Source organism: Pseudomonas gorinensis, from assembly GCF_042015035.1.
Classification (GTDB): Bacteria; Pseudomonadota; Gammaproteobacteria; order Pseudomonadales; family Pseudomonadaceae; genus Aquipseudomonas; species Aquipseudomonas gorinensis.
Genome location: NZ_CP167125.1, coordinates 668,578 through 688,182 on the forward strand (window position 1 = coordinate 668,578; position 19,605 = coordinate 688,182).

A 19,605-nucleotide genomic window follows, 5' to 3' on the forward strand; every position below is an offset into this window, starting at 1 on the left:
GGCAGGGGTTTGAGTATTCTGTCGCGCGATATGAACGGTGGGTTTAATTACTTAACCGTGTAGGCAAATTTTCGAGACAGTGTGAGGCAACTGATTAATTGTTGAAGGCTATGTCAGATTTGTGCCGTTCTTGACCGGTCGGACAACAAGAAACCGGATAAATCAGTGCAAGTTCATGTTCTTACAGATAATACGTTTTTATCCGGTAAATCGTCATAAAAATGGCGCCACGCCGTTCGTCGGATAATTAAGAGCAAAAAGCATCAAAATACTGACACCATCAATGTGATATCACAGAATGCGCCTCACACCACATAACTAGAAAAATACAAGGTCAGCTCTTTGCTGACCTTTTTATCGCCTTTAAAGCGCAAATCAGGTGGGGAGGGGCAGTGAGTGAGTCGAGCAGATGACATTTCAAAACTATTCAACAAGCTGGGTGCCAACCCAAATGGCTACCGCGAAATCGAATTTGTCCATGAGTTCATTGAGGACGATGTAGAGGTCCTGGAAAGCCCGGCGCTTGTTAAGCCCCTGCCTGTCGCTGCGGCGCTTGTGGATGAAGCCCCGTCGGCGCCGCTGCTGCGCCTGCTGGAAGAGCTGAACCACGGCGAAGCCGACCATCTGCGCCCTGAAGTGTCTTCGGCGCAGCCCACACCGAAAGTCGTGGTGGTGGTCTCGGTCAAAGGCGGTGTCGGCCGTAGCACCTTGGCCGCGGCGCTTGCCAGCAGTTTGCAGCGCCAGGGGCGGCCGGCGCTGGCCCTGGACCTGGACCCGCAAAACGCCCTGCGTCATCACCTGTGCCTGGGTCTCGACATGCCTGGCGTGGGCGCCACCAGCCTGCATAACCAAAGCTGGGAAGCCTTGCCGGAATTCGGTTTTGCCGGTTGCCGCCTGGTGGCGTTCGGGGGCACTGACTACGAACAACAGCAGAGCCTGAATCGCTGGCTGGGCCAGGATGAGCAGTGGCTGAGCCAACGCTTGGCCGGTCTTAAGTTGAGCGGCCAGGACATCGTGGTTATCGACGTCCCTGCCGGCAACACGGTGTACTTCAGCCAGGCCCTGTCGGTCGCCGACGCGGTGCTGGTGGTGGTGCAGCCGGATGTGGCGTCGTTCAGCACCCTGGCGCAGATGGACGCGATGCTCGCGCCCTACCTCCAGCGCGAGAAGCCGCCACAGTCCTTTTATGTGATCAACCAGTTGGACGCTGCCCACCGTTTCAGCGTGGACATGGTCGAGGTGTTCAAGACGCGCCTGGGCAATGCCCTGCTGGGCACGGTGCATCGTGATCTGTCGTTCAGCGAAGCCCAGGCCTACGGGCGTGATCCCCTCGACCCAACCGTCAACAGTATCGGCAGCCAGGACGTCCACGCTCTGTGCCGCGCCTTGCTCGAACGCATCGACTCGGACCTTCCATGACCGACAATACGCTCTCCACGCCCTTCGTCGAAGGGCGCGCTGAACAGCGCCTAAATGGCGCCATCGCGCGCTTCAATCGCTGGCCTGCGGCGCTGCGCACGGTACTGGTCGTTACCAGTTGCGTGCTCGGCGCCTTGTTGTTGCTGAGCATTATCAGCGCGCCGCTGGACCTCTACAGCCAATGCCTGTTCGCCGCCGTGTGCTTCGTCGTGGTGCTGGTGCTGCGCAAGATCCCGGGGCGCCTGGCGATCCTGGCTTTGGTGGTGCTGTCGTTGGTGGCGTCGCTGCGCTACATGTTCTGGCGCCTGACCTCCACCCTGGGTTTTGAAACCTGGCTCGACATGTTCTTCGGCTACGGCCTGGTCGCGGCCGAGTTCTACGCGCTGATCGTGCTGATCTTCGGCTACGTGCAAACCGCCTGGCCGCTGCGCCGCACGCCGGTATGGTTGACCACCGAGCCGGAAGAGTGGCCGACGGTCGACGTGTTTATCCCCACCTATAATGAAGCCCTGAGCATCGTCAAGCTGACTATCTTCGCCGCCCAGGCGATGGACTGGCCCAAGGACAAGCTGCGCGTCCACGTGCTCGATGACGGCCGCCGTGATGAGTTCCGCGACTTCTGCCGCAAGGTCGGTGTGAACTACATCCGCCGCGACAATAACTTCCACGCCAAGGCCGGTAACCTCAACGAAGCGCTGAAGGTCACCGACGGCGAATACGTCGCTCTGTTCGACGCCGACCACGTGCCGACACGTTCCTTCCTGCAAGTGAGCCTGGGCTGGTTCCTTAAAGATCCGAAGCTGGCGATGCTGCAAACGCCGCACTTCTTCTTCTCGCCGGACCCGTTCGAAAAGAACCTCGACACCTTCCGCGCCGTGCCTAACGAGGGTGAGCTGTTCTACGGCCTGGTGCAGGACGGCAACGACCTGTGGAACGCCACCTTTTTCTGCGGCTCGTGTGCGGTGATTCGCCGTAAGCCGCTGCTGGAAATCGGCGGCGTGGCGGTCGAGACCGTGACCGAAGACGCCCACACCGCGCTCAAGCTCAACCGCCTGGGCTACAACACCGCTTACCTGGCGATCCCGCAGGCCGCGGGCCTGGCCACCGAAAGCCTGTCGCGCCACATCAACCAGCGGATCCGCTGGGCGCGGGGCATGGCGCAGATTTTCCGCACCGACAACCCGCTGCTGGGCAAGGGCCTCAAGTGGGGCCAGCGCATCTGCTACGCCAACGCCATGCTGCACTTCTTTTATGGCCTGCCGCGCCTGGTGTTCCTCACCGCGCCGCTGGCCTATTTGATTTTCGGCGCGGAAATCTTCCACGCCTCGGCGCTGATGATCGTCGCCTACGTGTTGCCGCACTTGGTGCATTCCAGCCTGACCAACTCACGCATCCAGGGGCGTTTCCGTCACTCGTTCTGGAACGAGGTGTACGAGACCGTACTGGCCTGGTACATCCTGCCGCCGGTGCTGGTGGCGCTGGTCAACCCCAAGGCCGGTGGTTTCAACGTCACCGACAAGGGCGGCATCATCGACAAGCAGTTCTTCGACTGGAAACTCGCCCGGCCCTACCTGGTGCTGTTGGCGGTGAACCTGATCGGCCTGGGCTTCGGTATCCATCAGTTGGTCTGGGGCGATGCGTCCACGGCCGTGACGGTGGCGATCAACCTGACTTGGACCCTCTACAACCTGATCATCACCAGCGCCGCCGTGGCTGTAGCGTCCGAGGCGCGCCAAGTGCGTTCCGAGCCGCGCGTCAGCGCCAAGCTGCCGGTGAGCATCATTTGCGCCGATGGCCGCGTGCTCGATGGCGTCACCCAGGACTTTTCGCAAAATGGCTTCGGCCTGATGCTCAGCGACGGCCACTCGATCACCCAGGGTGAGCGCGTGCAACTGGTGTTGTCGCGCAACGGCCAAGACAGCCTGTTTGAAGCGCGGGTGGTGTTCAGCAAGGGCGCGCAGATCGGTGCCCAGTTCGAACCCCTCAGCCTGCGCCAGCAAAGCGAACTGGTGCGCCTGACATTCTCGCGTGCCGACACCTGGGCCGCCAGTTGGGGAGCCGGCCAGCCCGACACCCCGCTGGCAGCCCTGCGCGAAGTCGGCGCCATTGGCATCGGCGGCCTGTTCACCCTCGGCCGCGCCACCCTGCACGAATTGCGTCTGGCCTTGCGCCGCACCCCTACACAACCGCTCGATACGCTGATGGACAAGCCATGACCTCGAATATGTTCTCTCGTCCTCATCCGCGCCGTGCACTCGCGCTGATGATCGCCTCGCTGATGGGCCTGAATTCGCTGGCGCAAGCTGCCGAGCAAGCCGTCACCACGGTACCGGTACAAAGCACCGACACCGGCTACAGCCTGACGCTCAAGCAACTGGGCCGTCGCGACACCATGAACCTGCAAGGCGTGGAGTCGTCCGACAGCGTCAACTTCGACATCCGTGCCGATGAAGTGGTGAAGGGCGCGCAGTTGTTGCTCAAGTACAGCTACTCGCCGGCACTGTTGGCGGACCTGTCGCAGATCAACGTGCTGGTCAACGGCGAAGTCGCCGCCAGCCTGCCGTTGCCTAAAGAAGGCGCGGGCACCCAGCAAGAACAATTGGTGCAGATCCCGCCGAAGTTGATCACCGAGTTCAACCGTCTGAGCCTGCAGTTCATCGGCCACTACACGATGTCCTGCGAAGACCCCTTGCACAGCAGCCTGTGGGCAAAAATCAGCAACAGCAGTGAGTTGAAGGTGCAGGTCGAGCCGATCGTGCTCAAGGACGACCTGGCTGTATTGCCGCTGCCGTTCTTCGACAAACGTGATGCGCGCCAGGTCAGCCTGCCGTTCGTGTTCGCGACCACCCCGGACAGCGCCGCGCTGGAAGCTGCCGGCACCTTGTCCTCGTGGATTGGCGGCCTCGCCAGCTACCGTGGCGCGACCTTCCCCACCACCCTCGGCGACCTGCCGGCTAAGGGCAACGCGATCGTGCTGGTGCAAACCACCGATGCAATGGATGTACACGGTATCGCCGTGGCCAAGCCGACCGGCCCGACCCTGACCCTGCTCGCCAACCCCAACGATGCCAACGGCAAGCTGCTGATCGTGACCGGTCGCGATGGCGCAGAGCTCAAGCGCGCCGCCACGGCGGTCGCCTTGGGCAACCCGGTATTGGCCGGTAACAGCGTGGTCATCACCAAGCTCGACAGCCTCGCGCCACGCCGTCCGTACGACGCGCCGAACTGGCTGCCGAGCAACCGCCCGGTGCGCTTGGGCGAGTTGGTCGAGCAGCAGAAACTCAGCGTGTCGGGCTACAACCCCGGCGCCATCAGCGTCGACCTGCGCCTGCCGCCCGACCTGTTCAACTGGCGTGAAGAGGGCGTGCCGCTCAAAGTCAAATACCGCTACACGCCGCAGCAGGTGTCGACCAATTCGTCGCTGCTGATCGGCCTGAATGACCAGTTCATGAAGTCCGTGGCCTTGCCGTCGGTGAGCAACCTCGGCGGTGGTCAAACCCTGCTCGACCAGCTGAAGAAAGACGAAAGCCTGCCGCGTGAAGTGACGACCCTGTTGCCGATCAGCTCGGCGTCGCCCAAGTCCAAGCTGCAATTGCGCTTTATGTACGACTACATCAAAGAAGGCGAATGCCGCGACATCATCGTCGACAACATGCGCGGTTCCATCGACCCGGATTCCACCCTCGATGTCACCGGCTACCAGCACTTTATCGCCATGCCGAACCTGGGCGTGTTCAACGACTCCGGCTTCCCGTTCACCCGCCTGGCTGACTTGTCGGAATCGGCTGTGGTCATGCCCGACAACTACGGCACCGACGAACTCACCGCGTACCTGACCGTGCTCGGCCGCTTCGGCGAAGCCACCGGTTACCCGGCGACCGCCGTCAAAGTGGTGCAGGCCAAGGACGTGCAAAGCGTTGCCGACAAAGACTTGCTGGTACTCGCCACCGCAGGCAACCAACCTTTGCTCAAGCAGTGGCAGCAATACCTGCCGGCAACCAGCGATGGCGAGCAACACCAGTTCCTGCTGTCTGACCTGCCGCGTTATGTGCGCAGCTGGGTCAGCCCGGACCCTGCGGCTAACACCCACACCGCCAATACCGGGATCACCTTCAACAGCTTGAGCAGCAGCACCTGGCTGGCGGGTTTCCAATCGCCGCTCAAGGCTGGCCGCAGCGTGGTGCTGATCGCCAGCAACCAGCCTCAGGGCCTGCTGGAAGCCACCTCCGCGTTGATCGGCGGTGACAACTACAAAGACTCGATCCAGGGCAGCCTGGCGGTGGTACAAGGCACGCAAATCAGCTCGCTGGTGGCGGACGAGCAGTACTACGTCGGCAAGCTCAACTACTTCAAGTTCATGCAGTGGCAACTCTCGCAGAACCTGGGCTGGATGCTGTTGATCACCTTCCTCGGCCTCGCCGTGGTGACCAGCCTGATCTACCTGTCGCTGCGTGCCCGTGCAAAACGGCGGTTGGCATGAGCCCGCTGCGTAGCATGGCCCTGATAGCGCTGGGCTCGGTGATGTTTGCAGGCGCTGCGCAAGCGCAGACCTGCGACTGGCCGCTGTGGCAGAACTACGCCAAACGCTTCGTGCAGGATGACGGTCGCGTGCTGAACTCGTCGATGAAACCCACCGAGAGCAGTTCGGAAGGGCAGTCGTACGCGATGTTCTTCGCCCTCGTCGGTAACGACCGCGCAGGCTTTGACAAGCTCTGGACCTGGACCAAGGCCAACATGTCGGGGGCCGATATCGGCCAGAACCTGCCGGGTTGGTTATGGGGCAAAAAGCCTGATAGCACCTGGGGCATCATCGACCCTAACTCCGCCAGCGACGCTGACCTGTGGATGGCCTACTCGCTGCTCGAAGCGGCCCGCGTATGGAATGCCCCGCAGTACCGCGCAGACGCGCAATTGTTGCTGGCCAACGTCGAACGCAACCTGATCGTGCGCGTGCCGGGCCTGGGCAAGATGCTGTTGCCAGGGCCGGTCGGCTACGTGCATGGCGGTGGCTTGTGGCGTTTCAACCCGAGCTACCAGGTGTTGGCGCAACTGCGTCGCTTCCATAAGGAGCGCCCGAACGCCGGCTGGAACGAAGTGGCCGAAAGCAACGCGCGGATGCTCGCCGATACCGCCAGCAACCCCCATGGCCTGGCGGCCAACTGGGTCGGCTACCGCGCCACCAGCGCCAACACCGGGCTGTTTGTGGTCGACCCGTTCTCCGATGACCTGGGCAGCTACGATGCGATCCGCACCTACATGTGGGCCGGCATGACCGCCAAGAGCGATCCACTGGCGGCGGGCATGCTCAAGTCCCTGGGCGGTATGTCCCGGGCGACGGCTGCGGCGGCCACCGGCTTCCCGCCGGAGAAAATCCACGTCACCACCGGCGAAGTGGAGAAGAACAACGGCTACTCGCCGCTCAGCTTCTCGGCATCGACCATTGCCTTCTTCCAGGCCCGTGGCGAAACCGCCCTGGCACAACTGCAAAAGGCCAAGGTCGACGACGCGCTCAACAAAGCCCTGGCCCCGTCGGCACCTGACAGCGCGCAGCCAATCTACTACGACTACATGCTCAGCCTGTTCAGCCAGGGCTTTGCCGATCAGAAGTACCGTTTTGAACAAGACGGTACGGTCAAACTATCCTGGGAGGCAGCATGCGCCGTCACACGCTAGCCATTGCGATTCTCGCCGCCCTGGCCTCCAGTGCCAGCCTGGCCGAAACCAGCGACCCCCAGTCCCTGCTGATCGAGCAGGGCTACTACTGGCAGTCGAAGAAAAACCCTGAGCGCGCCCTTGAGACGTGGCAAAAACTGCTGAGCCTGAGCCCGGACCAGCCGGATGCGCTGTACGGCATCGGCCTGATCCAGGTGCAACAGAACCGCCCGGCCGAGGCGCAGAAATACCTGGCCCGCTTGCAAGCGCTGAGCCCGGTCCCGCGCCAGGCATTGCAGTTAGAGCAAGACATCACCGTCAACAAGCCCGACAACGCCAAGTTGCTGGAGCAGGCCCGTGAACTGGGTGAGCCCGATGACGAGCGCGAAAAGGCCGTGGCCTTGTACCGCCAGATTTTCCAGGGCCGCCAGCCCCAGGGCCTGATTGCCCGCGAGTACTACAACACCCTGGGCTTCACCGCCAAGGGCACCAATGAAGCGATCGCCGGCCTGCAGCGCTTGTCCCGTGAGCGGCCGAACGACCCGATCGTCGCGCTGTTCCTGGCCAAGCACCTGGCGCGTAACCCGGCCACCCGTGCCGACGGTATTCGCGCGCTGGCCAAGCTGGCACCGAACAACGACGTGGGCGGTAACGCCGATGAAACCTGGCGCTTCGCGCTGATCTGGCTCGGCCCGCCCAAGCCCGACCAGGTGGCGTTGTTCCAGCAGTTCCTCACTGCGCACCCGGATGACACCGAGATCCGCGCGCTGATGAACAAAGGCATTGCCCAAGGCAAAAATGGCGGTACCTGGCAGCGCGATCCGCAGATGACCAAGGCGTTCAAGGCCCTGGACGCTGGCGACCTGAAAACCGCCGAGCCGCTGCTGGCCGCGCGCTTGGCCGAGAAGTCCAATGACGTCGATGCCCTCGGTGGCATGGGCGTGTTGCGTCAACAGCAAGAGCGTTACAGCGAAGCGGAAAACTACCTGGTACAGGCCACCCGTTTACCGGGTGGTGCGGCGTGGCAAACGGCGCTCAATGACGTGCGTTACTGGAACCTGATCAGCCAGAGCCGCGACGCCCAGCGCGCCGGCCGTGGCGCCCAGGCCCGTGACCTGGTGGCCCAGGCCGAACGCCTGAACCCCGGTCAACCCGGCGCCGCCGTCGCCCTGGCGGGTTTCCAGGCCCAGGACAATCAGTTCGACGCCGCCGAAGCCGGCTACCGCAAGGTGCTGGCCCGTCACCCTGGCGACCCGGATGCACTGAGTGGCTTGATCAACGTACTGTCCCAATCGGGCCAGCCGGACGAAGCCTTGAAGCTGATCGACTCGGTGTCGCCCGCCCAGCGTGCCAAGTTCGCGCCAAGCGTGAAAATCAACGCACTGCGCGCCACCCAGGTCGGCAAGCTGGCCGAACAACGCGGCGATGTGAAGGCCGCGCAGGCTGCCTACCGCCAGGCCCTCGATGCCGACCCGGAAAACCCCTGGACCCGCTTTGCCCTGGCCCGCATGTACCTGCGCGACGGCCAGATCCGCAACGCCCGTGCCTTGATCGACGGTCTGCTCAAGACCCAGCCCAACCAGCCGGACGCGCTGTACACCAGCACCTTGTTGTCGGCCGAGTTGAGCGAGTGGAAGCAAGCCGAGACTACCTTGGGTCGTATCCCAACCGCCCAACGTACCGCTGACATGAACGAGCTGGCGATCGATATCGCGCTGCACCAGCAGACCGACATCGCCATCGAAACCGCTCGCCGTGGCCAGCGCCCCGAAGCCCTGGCGCTGCTCGGTCGCTCCGAACCGCTGACGCGGCAAAAGCCTGAGCGCGTGGCCGTGCTGGCCGCCGCCTATGTGGAAGTCGGTGCCGCGCAGTACGGCCTGGACATGATGCAGAAGGTGGTGGAGAACAACCCCAACCCGACGGTCGACCAGAAACTGCTGTACGCCAACGTGCTGCTCAAGGCCAACAAGTACAGCGAGGCGGGCGAGATCCTGCGCGAAGTGCAAGGCCAGCCATTGACCGAGATCGGTCGCCAGCGCTACGACGATTTGATCTACCTGTACCGGGTCAAGCAGGCCGATGCCCTGCGCGAGAAGAACGACCTGGTGGCGGCCTACGACATGCTCTCGCCGGCCCTGGCCCAGCGTCCCAACGACGCCTTGGGCGTCGGCGCCCTGGCGCGCATGTATGCCGCCAGCGGCAACGGCAAGAAGGCCATGGAGCTGTACGCGCCGCTGATCCAGCAGAACCCGAACAATGCACGCCTGCAAATGGGCCTGGCGGATATTGCCTTGAAAGGCAACGACCGTGACTTGGCGCAATCGGCCAGCAACAAGGCCCTGGCGTTGGAACCGGCCAACCCGGAGATCCTCACCTCCGCCGCGCGTATCTACCAGGGCCTGGGCAAGAACAGCGAAGCCGCTGAACTGCTGCGCAAGGCCCTGGCGATTGAAAACGCCATGAAGGCCAAGACCCAGGTGGCCCAGGCCGACACTCAAAGCAAGTCGTATAACCCCTTCGTGGGCCTGCCGGGCCAGCGTCGCCAGGTCACCGACCTGACTGTCGCCGGCGCTGTACCGCCGCCGATCGATGCGCCGACCAAGACCGTGACGTCCAGCGCGTTTGCCAGCGCGACGTCCAACGACTTGAGCGAACCGTTTGTGCCGCCTTCGAATATCGCCTCCATCGACAGCCCTGAGCTGAGCCCGGCGCGGCGCGCGTTGGATACGATCCTGCGTGACCGTACCGGTTATGTGGTGCAGGGCTTGAGCGTGCGCAGCAACAACGGTGAGAAAGGCTTGAGCAAGATCACCGACGTGGAAGCGCCGTTTGAGGCGCGGATGCCGGTGGGTGACAACACCGTGGCGTTGCGCGTGACGCCGGTGCACGTGAGTGCGGGTAGCGTCGGTAGCGATGCGTTGTCGCGCTTCGGCAAAGGCTCCACGACCCCGGCGGGTTCCCAGAGCGACAGCGGTGTAGGCCTGGCCGTGGCATTTGAAAACCCGGATGAAGGCGTTAAGGCTGATGTCGGTGTGAGCCCGTTGGGCTTCCTCTACAACACCCTCGTGGGTGGCGTGAGTGTGTCGCGTCCGTTTGAAGCCAATCCGAACTTCCGCTATGGCGCGAACATTTCGCGGCGTCCGGTCACTGACAGTGTCACCTCGTTTGCCGGTTCCGAAGACGGCGAGGGCAACAAGTGGGGCGGCGTCACCGCCAACGGCGGCCGTGGCGAGTTGAGCTACGACAACCAGAAGCTGGGCGTCTACGGTTACGCGTCGCTGCATGAACTGCTGGGCAATAACGTCGAAGACAACACCCGCCTGGAACTGGGCAGCGGTATCTACTGGTACCTGCGCAACAACCCGCGGGACACGTTGACCCTGGGGATCAGCGGCTCGGCGATGACCTTCAAGGAAAACCAGGACTTCTACACCTACGGCAACGGCGGTTACTTCAGCCCGCAGCGTTTCTTTTCCCTGGGTGTGCCGATTCGCTGGGCACAAAGCTTTGACCGCTTCAGCTACCAGGTAAAAAGTTCGGTGGGCTTGCAGCATATCGCGCAAGATGGCACGGATTATTTCCCTGGCGACAGCACACTTCAGGCGTCCAGGGGTAATCCCAAGTACGAAAGCTCCAGCAAAACCGGCGTCGGCTACAGCTTCAACGCTGCTGCCGAATATCGTCTGAGCTCGCGGTTCTACCTGGGTGGCGAAATCGGTCTCGATAACGCCCAGGACTACCGCCAGTACGCCGGTAATGCTTACTTGCGCTACTTGTTCGAGGACCTGAGCGGGCCGATGCCATTGCCGGTCAGCCCGTACCGTTCCCCCTATTCCAACTGATTAAATCGGAGTCATTCATGCCTGTTTCTGCGATTGCCGGCCTAACCATGCTGGTACTGGGCGAAAGTCATATGAGCTTTCCCGATTCGTTGCTCAACCCGCTGCAAGACAACCTGACCAAGCAAGGCGCGGTGGTTCACTCCATCGGCGCCTGTGGCGCGGGTGCGGCGGATTGGGTCGTGCCGAAAAAAGTCGAGTGCGGCGGCGAACGCATGCCCACCGGCAAAGCGGTGATCTACGGCAAGAACGCCATGAGCACCACGCCGATCAAAGACCTGATCGCCAAGGACAAACCCGATGTGGTGGTGCTGATCATCGGCGACACCATGGGTTCCTACACCAACCCGGTGTTCCCCAAAGCCTGGGCCTGGAAAAGCGTGACCTCGCTGACCAAGGCGATCACCGAGACTGGCACCAAGTGCGTGTGGGTCGGCCCGCCATGGGGCAAGGTCGGTTCCCAGTACAAGAAGGACGACACCCGCACCAAGCTGATGTCGTCGTTCCTGGCCAGTAACGTGGCGCCGTGCACCTACATCGACTCGTTGACCTTCTCCAAGCCGGGCGAGTGGATCACCACCGACGGCCAGCACTTCACCATCGACGGTTACCAGAAGTGGGCCAAGGCTATTGGTACTGCGTTGGGTGACCTGCCGCCATCGGCCTACGGTAAAGGAAGCAAATAATGAAACGGATGACCCTGGGTCTGGCGGCCTTGCTCGCCAGCGTCAGCGCCTACAGCGCCGACATCCCGTTGTATCCCACCGGCCCGGAGCAAGACGCAGCGTTCCTGCGGTTTGCCAACGGCACCGGCAGCGAACTGAAGCTGGTGGCCGCCGGCTCCAAGGCCAGCCTGGTGTTGAATGGCGACAAGTTGGTCTCGTCCTTCCTGCCGGTGGTGGGCGGTGACAAGCCGATCAAGGGCGTGTTGAGCCGCGATGGCAAGGACGCCGACCTGTCGGTGACCGTCGCCCCAGGCGAATTCGCCACCGTGGTGGCGCTGGTCGACGCCAAGGGCGCCACGCGCCAATTGGTGGTGCGCGAACAGCCGGACGACTTCAACGCGCTCAAGGCCTCCCTGGCCTTTATCAACGCCGACGCCACGTGCGTCGATGCGAGCCTGGAAGCCGTGGCGCAAAAAGCCGAGCTGTTCAAGCAGGTTGCCGAAGGTTCGTTGCAGCGGCGCATGATCAACCCGGTGGAACTGTCGGTGCAGCTCAAATGCGCCGGCGCGCCGGTTGGCCAGCCGTTGTCGTTCACCCTCAAGGCTGGCGAGCGCTATAGCGTGCTGGCTGTTCCTTCGGCTGCAGGTTCGAAGTTGCTGTTCGCCTCTGACGCACTCGCTAACTGATCGGGCCCGACACCACCATGGTCTTTGCCTCACTCGAATTCCTCACGCTGTTCCTGCCGGCCTTCCTGTTGATTTATGCCCTGGCTCGTCCGAGCTGGCGCAACGTCATCCTGTTGATCGGCAGCTGGCTGTTCTACGGCTGGTTGAGCCCACTGTTCCTGTTCCTGCACATGGTCTTGACCGTGGTGGCATGGGTCGGCGGCTTGCTGGTGGACCGCTCCCGCGAGGATGGCAAAGGCCGGGTGCGCCTGTTGATCGCGTTGATCGTGTTCAACACGGCGGTGCTGTGTTGGTACAAGTACGCCAACATCGTGGCGGGCACCGTGAGTGAGGTGATCACCTGGTACGGCGCCATGCCACTGGACTGGCAGCGCGTGGCGTTGCCCGCCGGCTTGTCGTTCATCGTATTGCAGGCGATTTCATACCTGGTGGACGTACACCGGCATACGGTGCCGGTGGAGCGCAGCTTCATCAATTACGCCACCTATATCTCGATGTTCGGCCACTCGATTGCCGGCCCGATCATTCGTTACGACTGGGTCCGTCGCGAGCTGAACCAGCGGTATTTCAACTGGCCGAATTTCTCCCTCGGCGCGCGGCGCTTCATGATCGGCATGGGCATGAAAGTGCTGGTGGCCGACACCTTGTCGCCGTTGGTGGACATTGCCTTCCACCTGGAAAACCCGAGCCTGGTGGATGCGTGGATCGGTTGCCTGGCCTATTCGCTGCAACTGTTCTTCGACTTCGCCGGCTACAGCGCCATGGCCATCGGCCTGGGCCTGATGCTGGGTTTCCACTTCCCGGAAAACTTTAACCGGCCGTATCTGGCCAGCAGCATCCAGGACTTCTGGCGCCGTTGGCACCTGTCGTTGTCCAGCTGGTTGCGCGACTACCTGTACATCGCCCTGGGCGGTAACCGTGACGGTGTGTGGCGTACTTATCGCAACCTGTTCCTGACCATGGCGATTGCCGGTTTGTGGCACGGCGGCGATAGCTGGAACTACCTGTTGTGGGGTTCGGCCCACGGGGTGGCGCTGTGCGTGGACCGCGCCTGGTCGCGTTCGAGCTTGCCGAGTATTCCGCCGGTGTTGTCCCACGTCCTGACGTTGCTGTTTGTGTGCCTGGCCTGGACCTTGTTCCGCGCGCCGGACTTCCATTCGGCACTGACCATGTATGCCGGCCAGTTCGGCATGCACGGCATGGCCCTGGGTGACGCAATGGCGGTCGCGCTGCGCCCGGCCCATGGCATGGCGGCCTTGCTGGGCCTGGTATGCATCATTGCACCGATCTGGCAGGTTCGTTGCGAGCAACGCTTTGGTACTCAGCCGTGGTTTTTGGTGGCGGCTTCGCTGTGGCCGGTGGCCGGGTTTGTGTTGTCGTTCGCGCTGATTGCCAGCCGCGACGCCGTACCGTTTCTGTACTTTCAGTTCTAAGGAAGCCCGACCATGCCCGCTCCTACCGCACCGACTCCACCGAGCGAATTGGCCGTTCGTACCAGCCCCCTGGCGGCCTGGGTGCTGGTGCCCTTCCTGGCGGCGGGGCTTCTGTCTTGCGCCTGGCTGATGGTGAAGGGCCCGATCAGCTTCGTGCCGGCCAAGGTGGACACCGACATGCTGCTGCATGGCGACGTGACCCACCGTTTCGCCAAGGAACTGGCCAAGGCACCGATGGCGATCCAGGCCGCCAACCTGGAGCGTGGCTCCAGCTGGCTGGCCTTCGGCGATACCGGGCCGCGCGTGCGCCAGGGATGCCCGGGCTGGTTGTTTATCAGCGATGAGCTGCGCATCAACCGCCATGCCGACGCCAATGCACAGACCAAGGCCCAGGCCGTGATCGACCTGCAACAGCAACTGGGCAAAAAAGGGATCGACCTGCAAGTGGTGGTGGTGCCGGACAAGAGCCGCATCGCGGCCGCACAGCGTTGCGGGCTGTATCGCCCAGCCGTGCTTGATGGCCGTGTCCAGGCCTGGACTGCCGCGTTGCAGGCTGCCGGCGTCTCCGCGCTGGACCTGACTGACACGCTCAAGCCCCTGGGCCCGCAGGCGTACCTGCGCACCGATACCCACTGGAGCGAAATCGGCGCCAACGCAGGGGCCCAGGCCCTGGCCCAGCGCATTCAGCAGCGCGGTATCAAGGCCACGCCGGAACAAACCTTCACGATCACCCAGGCACCGCTCGCCGTGCGCCCGGGCGACCTGGTGCGCCTGGCCGGCCTCGACTGGCTGCCGCCGAAATTGCAGCCACCGGGCGAGTCGGTCGCGGCCAGTTCCGCCCATGAAAGCGGTGGTGCAACCAGCAATGCCGACGACCTGTTCGGCGATGCCAGCCTGCCGAATGTGGCGCTGATCGGCACCTCGTTCTCGCGCAACTCCAACTTTGTGGGCTTCCTGCAAAAGGCCCTGAATGCGCCGGTAGGCAACTTCAGCAAGGACGGTGGCGAATTCTCCGGTGCGGCCAAGGCGTATTTCGACAGCCCGGCGTTTAAGCAAACCCCGCCCAAGTTGCTGATTTGGGAGATCCCGGAGCGCGACCTGCAGACGCCGTACGACCCGGTGACGATAAGTCAGTAAATTGACTTTTTGCCACTTGTCTAAAAAATAGCCAGCTCCTACAGCAAAATAATGACACTGTTGCTGGCTTGAAGCAGACTGCGGGCACTAAGGCGACGACAAAAAGACCTGCGGTAAGCAGTCGTATCAGCTGACCTTTTTCACGTCTTTAAGCTTCGCCGTGAGGAGGAATGTGCGATGAGCTTCACCGACAGTCTTCTCGTTCTTCTCGGCCAGGACGTGAGCCGAGACCCCCAAGGGCAGCATGCGCGGCTACACTTTTTCGGCAGCATCCCGGTCGATGACGGCACACCGTTCTCCGGCCAGTCTACCCGCGCCAATGAACAAACCCAGGCGGTAGCCGGCGCGGCGCCGCGCCCGAGCGTGGTGGCGCTGGTATCGGTGAATGGGGGTGTGGGCCGCAGCACCCTGGCCACCGCCTTGAGCAGTGGCCTGCAGCGCCACGGCGAACCGGTGGTCGCGCTGGACCTGGACCCGCAAAACGCCCTGCGGCTTCACTTCGGGGTCAGCCCGACTGCGCCGGGCATCGGTGTGGCCAGCCTGCAACATGCGCAGTGGGAGACTCTCCAGCAGCCGGGTTTTGCCGGTAGTCGAGTCATTCCCTTTGGCGACAGCGATACACAGCAACAGGAAAAGCTGCAGCGCTGGCTCAAGGATGAACCCGACTGGCTGGCGCAACACCTCGCCCCCCTGGACCTGAGCGCACGCCATACGGTGGTCATCGATACCCCTGCCGGAAATAACGTGTACTTGCACCAGGCGCTGAACGTGGCCGATGTGGTGTTGGTCATCGCCCAGGCTGACGCGGCATCTTTGGGAACACTGGATCAATTGCAGGCGCTGTTGGCGCCGCACCTGGAGCGTGAGCGCCCGCCGCAGGTGCACTTCGTGATCAACCAGCTCGATGAAGACAACGCGTTCAGCCTGGACATGGTCGAGGCGTTCAAGCAACGGTTGAACAAGGCGCCGTGGGAGGTGCATCGCGACATGGCGATCAGCGAAGCCCTGGCCTTCGGCGCAGACCCGTTGGACAGCCTGGCGGCGGGCCTGGCGAGCGACGATATCAACGACCTTTGCCGGTGGTTGATCGCCTGCAGAAAGCTGCGGTAAAGCGCGGTTTATACGCCTATCACCAGATGCTTATGCACAATTGGGCAGTGGCCGCTGTCACCCAATACACGTTTTGTGGAGCCGTTCTCATCACGCTGCAACTGCCTGTTTTGCGGGTGGTTTATGCCGTGGGTAAAAAATGAGCAGCATGGCTTTTTGCCGGTAGCGTTGTTGGCTACAGCTTCTGTAAAGATTCCATCAACAGAGTTATCCACAGGCTGGGGTGCGACAATTTTGCCCTTTAATCGCGCTCGGCAAGCACCATCAGGTTGCGCGGCGTCAGTGTCGATTCGCAGAAGCTGCCTACCTCGACCCTGTAGCCTTTCTCGGCCAGAAACAATGCCCGATCCAGTACCAGCCAGAGCTCCAGCGGGCGCCGAAACAGACCACGCAGCAATTCCAGGTTCCTGACCTCGGCCAGGCGACGCCAACCGCTGGCCTCCAGTGCGGGCCAATCCTGCTCGCCTGTGGATAACCCTTTGAGACTCGCCAGCTCCCGGCAGTAGTCGGCGAAGGGTTGGTCGAGCCAGCTGGAGGGCAGCGAGGGCGTGGGCAAATACTCGTCGCAGCCGCGTAATTGACGTTGCAACTGATCGAACCCCAGGCGCCGGGCCATCGACGTATCCCGTTGCACGCGCACGCGGGCACCGGCGGTGACGGTTTCGCTCAGCGGCAGGCCAAGGTCCTCGACCGACAGTTGCAGCCGCGACGCACGACCGGCGCCGGACAGCGCCTGGTAGCGCTCGGCATTGATGCGGTTATAACAACACGGTGCCAGCGCCAGTTGCTTGCAGCCGGCGGCGCTGGCCGCGTGCAGCAGGCGCACATGCAGGTCGCCACAGGCGTGCAGGGCGACGGGGGTGTGGTCGGGGTTGATCGCTACGGTTGCCATTACGTCTTGCAGGCGATGGGTGACCGGCAACCGATGGCGATCGCTCAAGGCTTGGCCGGAGGCGATCAACGCCGGATCGTATTCCAGGCAGGTCAGCTGTTGGCCAGGTTGCAGCAGGCGGCGCCCGAGATGGCCTTTGCCGGCGCACCAGTCCAGCCAATGCGTCGGCGTCTGCGCAAAGTGCAGCGCGGCGCCGAACGCTTCGATCTGCTGCCATTTACGCCCGGGGACGTCGACATTCAAGCGATGGCGCGCGGCTGCCAGGGGCTGGGTCGGTAACTTATCCACAGCACTGAGGCGCAGGGCTTGCGCGGCCAGCTGTGGAAAAGGTGCGGGGGCGGGCAGGTCGTGGGGCTGGTTATGGCTGCTTTCGGCATCGGCCAACGAGCGCTGGCGCAACCATTGGGCGAGTTGCGGATGCTGGGTTTCCCAGGGTAGCCGGGAGTGCGTGAAGGGCCGTGGTCGCCACAGCCCTTGGTGCTCGACCAGGAACGCATCCAGCACCTGGAAGCGTGTCTCAACGTCCCTGGCAGGCATCGACGCGCAGCCAGCGTTCCAGCAGTTTGAAGCCGCGTACCAGGAGGTAGGCCATCAACAGGTAGAACAGTCCGGCCGCGAAGAAGATCTCAACCGGCAGGTAGGTGCGCGCGATGATGGTACGCGCCATGCCGGTCAGTTCCAGCAAGGTGACGGTACTGGCCAGGGCGCTGGCCTTGAGCATCAGGATCACTTCGTTGCTGTAGGCCGGCAGGCCGATGCGCGAGGCGCGGGGCAGGATGATGTAGAACAGCGTCTTGGGCTTGGACATGCCCAGGGCGCGCGCGGCTTCGATCTCGCCTGGCGGGATGGCCTGGATCGCACCGCGCAGGATCTCGGCGATATAGGCGGCGGTGTGCAGGGTCATGGTGGCGGTGGCACACCAGAACGGATCGCGCAGGTAAGGCCACATGAAGCTGTTGCGCACGGCATCGAACTGCGCCAGGCCGTAGTAGACCAGGAACAATTGCACCAGCAGCGGCGTACCGCGGAAGAAGAAAATGTAGCAATAGGGCAGGGTGCGTACGTACCAGCGCCGCGAGGAACGGGCAATGCCCAAAGGGATCGCCAGCAGCAGGCCGGCGATCACCGCGATGGCCACCAGCTCCAGGGTCAGGGTCGCGCCCTGGGCCAGTTTGGGCAGCCATTTGATGATCACGGCCCAGTTCAGGCCCAGGTCGAAATGGGACAGCCAGCTGTAGTCGCCGCTCATTGGGTGCTCCTTGTAAAGCCACGGCTGGCGCGTTTTTCCAGGAAGTGCATGCCGGTCATGGCCAGTACGGTGAGGCCCAGGTACATGAAGGCGGCGACCATGAAGAAGGTGAACGGCTGCTTGGTGACGGTCACGCCGATCTGCGCGTGGCGCATGATTTCTTCAAGGCCGATGACCGAGACCAACGCAGTGTCTTTCATCAGGATCATGAACAGGTTGCCCAGGCCCGGCAGGGCGATGCGCCACATTTGCGGCATGATCAGGCGGGTGAAGATGCGAAATTTCGACAGCCCCAGGGCGACACCGGCTTCACGATGGCCCTTGGGAATGGCGAGGATTGCGCCGCGGAACACTTCCGTGGCATACGCGCCAAAGCACAGGCCCAGGGCGATGACCCCGGCGGCAAAGGCGCTGAGGGACAGGTCGGGGTTACCCAGCATCTCCCCGAGGGCGCGCATCAGGTTGACTGTGCCGAAATAAATCAGCAGTACCCACAGCAGTTCGGGAATACCGCGGACGATGGTTGAGTACGCACCGCCCAGCCATTGCAGCGACTTGTAGGGGGAGGTCTTGGCCAAGGCACCGGCCAGGCCGAGCACCAACCCCAGGCACAGGGCCGTGAGCGCCAACTTGACGGTCATCAGCGCCCCGGCGGCGAGGGCGGGGCCGAATCCGTAGAGATCGAAATTCATGGTGTTTTCATATCGCGGCAGGCAAAGCTGAAAGCCGGCGCGCTCAAAGGCGCGCGCCGGGCAGGCCGATCAGATCATTCGATGCTGAACGGGAAGTACTTGTCGTTGATCTTCTTGTAGGTGCCGTCTGCCTTGATCTCTGCCAGGGCTTTGTTCAGGCGTTCGCGCAGTGGGTCACCCTTGCGTACGGCGATACCGATCTTGTCGCTTTCTACAACCGGGTCGCCCTTGAACTCATAGGCCGAACCGTCTTTGCTCTTGAGCCATTCGTACTGCACGTACTTGTCGGCGAGGATCCCGTCCAGGCGGCCGGAGGTCAGGTCGAGGTAGGCGTTTTCCTGGGTGTCGTAGAGCTTGGCGGTGGTGTCAGGCAGCTTGTCTTCCAGGTAGCTACCGGCCAACGTCGCGCGTTGTGCGCCGATGATCTTGCCTTTGAGGTAGGCCGCGTCGGTCTTGAAGTCTGCCGTGGCTTTAGGAGCAATGAACTGCAGCTTGTTGGAGTAGTACGGGTCGGTGAAGTCGACGGCCTGCTTGCGTTCATCGGTGATCGACAGCGAGGACACCAGGAAGTCGAATTTCTTGGCGTTCAGGGCCGGGATGATGCCGTCCCAGTCGGAGACATACACTTCGCACTTCTCGACTTTCATCTTGGCGCACAGGGCATCGCCGATGTCTTTGTCGAAGCCCACGACGTTGCCGCTGGCGTCTTTATTGTTGAACGGCGGGTAGGCCGCTTCGATCCCCATTTTCAAGGTTTCTGCCATGGCCGTGGCGCTGAACGCCATCGAAACGGCCGCGGCCAGAAGGAATTTTTTATAGTTCTGCATGCAG

14 protein-coding genes are annotated in these 19,605 nt (G+C 62.5%); 10 read left to right on the forward strand and 4 right to left on the reverse strand.

Annotated features, from left to right (window positions below; translation table 11 throughout):
• The first annotated feature begins 396 nt into the window (after nt 1–396).
• From bcsQ (AB7933_RS02995) to bcsQ (AB7933_RS03040), 10 genes are all read left to right on the forward strand, one after another.
• A complete protein-coding gene (gene bcsQ / locus AB7933_RS02995; protein WP_024072835.1) occupies nt 397–1,419 on the forward strand; it encodes a cellulose biosynthesis protein BcsQ in 1,023 nt (340 codons plus the stop codon).
• On the forward strand, nt 1,416–3,635 hold the full coding sequence (bcsA, locus tag AB7933_RS03000) for a UDP-forming cellulose synthase catalytic subunit (protein WP_024072836.1): 2,220 nt from the start codon (nt 1,416–1,418) through the stop codon (nt 3,633–3,635). Before bcsQ (AB7933_RS02995) ends, bcsA begins: the two co-directional genes overlap by 4 nt.
• Nucleotides 3,632–5,899, forward strand: coding sequence for a cellulose biosynthesis cyclic di-GMP-binding regulatory protein BcsB (gene bcsB / locus AB7933_RS03005; RefSeq protein ID WP_024072837.1), 2,268 nt, complete (start codon nt 3,632–3,634; stop codon nt 5,897–5,899). The genes bcsA and bcsB overlap by 4 nt, the downstream gene beginning before the upstream one ends.
• Nucleotides 5,896–7,092: a cellulose synthase complex periplasmic endoglucanase BcsZ gene (bcsZ, locus tag AB7933_RS03010; protein WP_024072838.1), complete on the forward strand. Its 1,197-nt coding sequence runs from the start codon at nt 5,896–5,898 to the stop codon at nt 7,090–7,092. Before bcsB ends, bcsZ begins: the two co-directional genes overlap by 4 nt.
• Nucleotides 7,074–10,913 (forward strand): cellulose biosynthesis protein BcsC, encoded by a 3,840-nt coding sequence (locus tag AB7933_RS03015; RefSeq protein ID WP_024072839.1) that lies wholly within the window; start codon nt 7,074–7,076, stop codon nt 10,911–10,913. The genes bcsZ and AB7933_RS03015 overlap by 19 nt, the downstream gene beginning before the upstream one ends.
• A 17-nt stretch (nt 10,914–10,930) precedes the next feature.
• A complete protein-coding gene (locus tag AB7933_RS03020; protein ID WP_024072840.1) occupies nt 10,931–11,596 on the forward strand; it encodes an SGNH/GDSL hydrolase family protein in 666 nt (221 codons plus the stop codon).
• Nucleotides 11,596–12,261 carry a cell division protein FtsQ gene (locus AB7933_RS03025; RefSeq protein ID WP_024072841.1) on the forward strand — a complete coding sequence of 222 codons (666 nt, stop codon included), beginning with the start codon at nt 11,596–11,598 and terminating at the stop codon, nt 12,259–12,261. Before AB7933_RS03020 ends, AB7933_RS03025 begins: the two co-directional genes overlap by 1 nt.
• A 17-nt stretch (nt 12,262–12,278) precedes the next feature.
• A complete protein-coding gene (locus tag AB7933_RS03030; RefSeq protein ID WP_024072842.1) occupies nt 12,279–13,694 on the forward strand; it encodes an MBOAT family O-acyltransferase in 1,416 nt (471 codons plus the stop codon).
• Between the two features lie 12 nt (nt 13,695–13,706).
• Entirely contained in the window at nt 13,707–14,831 is a 1,125-nt protein-coding gene (locus AB7933_RS03035; RefSeq protein ID WP_024072843.1) for an alginate O-acetyltransferase AlgX-related protein, read from the forward strand.
• A gap of 177 nt (nt 14,832–15,008) precedes the next feature.
• Complete coding sequence (gene bcsQ, locus AB7933_RS03040) at nt 15,009–15,941, forward strand: cellulose biosynthesis protein BcsQ (RefSeq protein ID WP_024072844.1); 933 nt, start codon at nt 15,009–15,011, stop codon at nt 15,939–15,941.
• 241 nt (nt 15,942–16,182) lie between these two features.
• Here bcsQ (AB7933_RS03040) and AB7933_RS03045 read toward each other — a convergent pair whose 3' ends face one another.
• The 4 genes from AB7933_RS03045 to AB7933_RS03060 form a co-directional block, all read right to left on the reverse strand.
• A complete protein-coding gene (locus tag AB7933_RS03045; protein WP_024072845.1) occupies nt 16,183–17,370 on the reverse strand; it encodes a methyltransferase in 1,188 nt (395 codons plus the stop codon).
• Nucleotides 17,351–18,040 (reverse strand): ABC transporter permease, encoded by a 690-nt coding sequence (locus AB7933_RS03050; RefSeq protein ID WP_041161076.1) that lies wholly within the window; start codon nt 18,038–18,040, stop codon nt 17,351–17,353. Before AB7933_RS03050 ends, AB7933_RS03045 begins: the two co-directional genes overlap by 20 nt.
• 38 nt (nt 18,041–18,078) lie before the next feature.
• On the reverse strand, nt 18,079–18,774 hold the full coding sequence (locus AB7933_RS03055; protein ID WP_024072847.1) for an ABC transporter permease: 696 nt from the start codon (nt 18,772–18,774) through the stop codon (nt 18,079–18,081).
• A gap of 74 nt (nt 18,775–18,848) precedes the next feature.
• The gene (locus tag AB7933_RS03060; RefSeq protein ID WP_024072848.1) at nt 18,849–19,601 is read right to left on the reverse strand and encodes an ABC transporter substrate-binding protein; all 753 of its coding nucleotides are present in this window, start codon (nt 19,599–19,601) and stop codon (nt 18,849–18,851) included.
• Nucleotides 19,602–19,605: the final 4 nt, after the last annotated feature.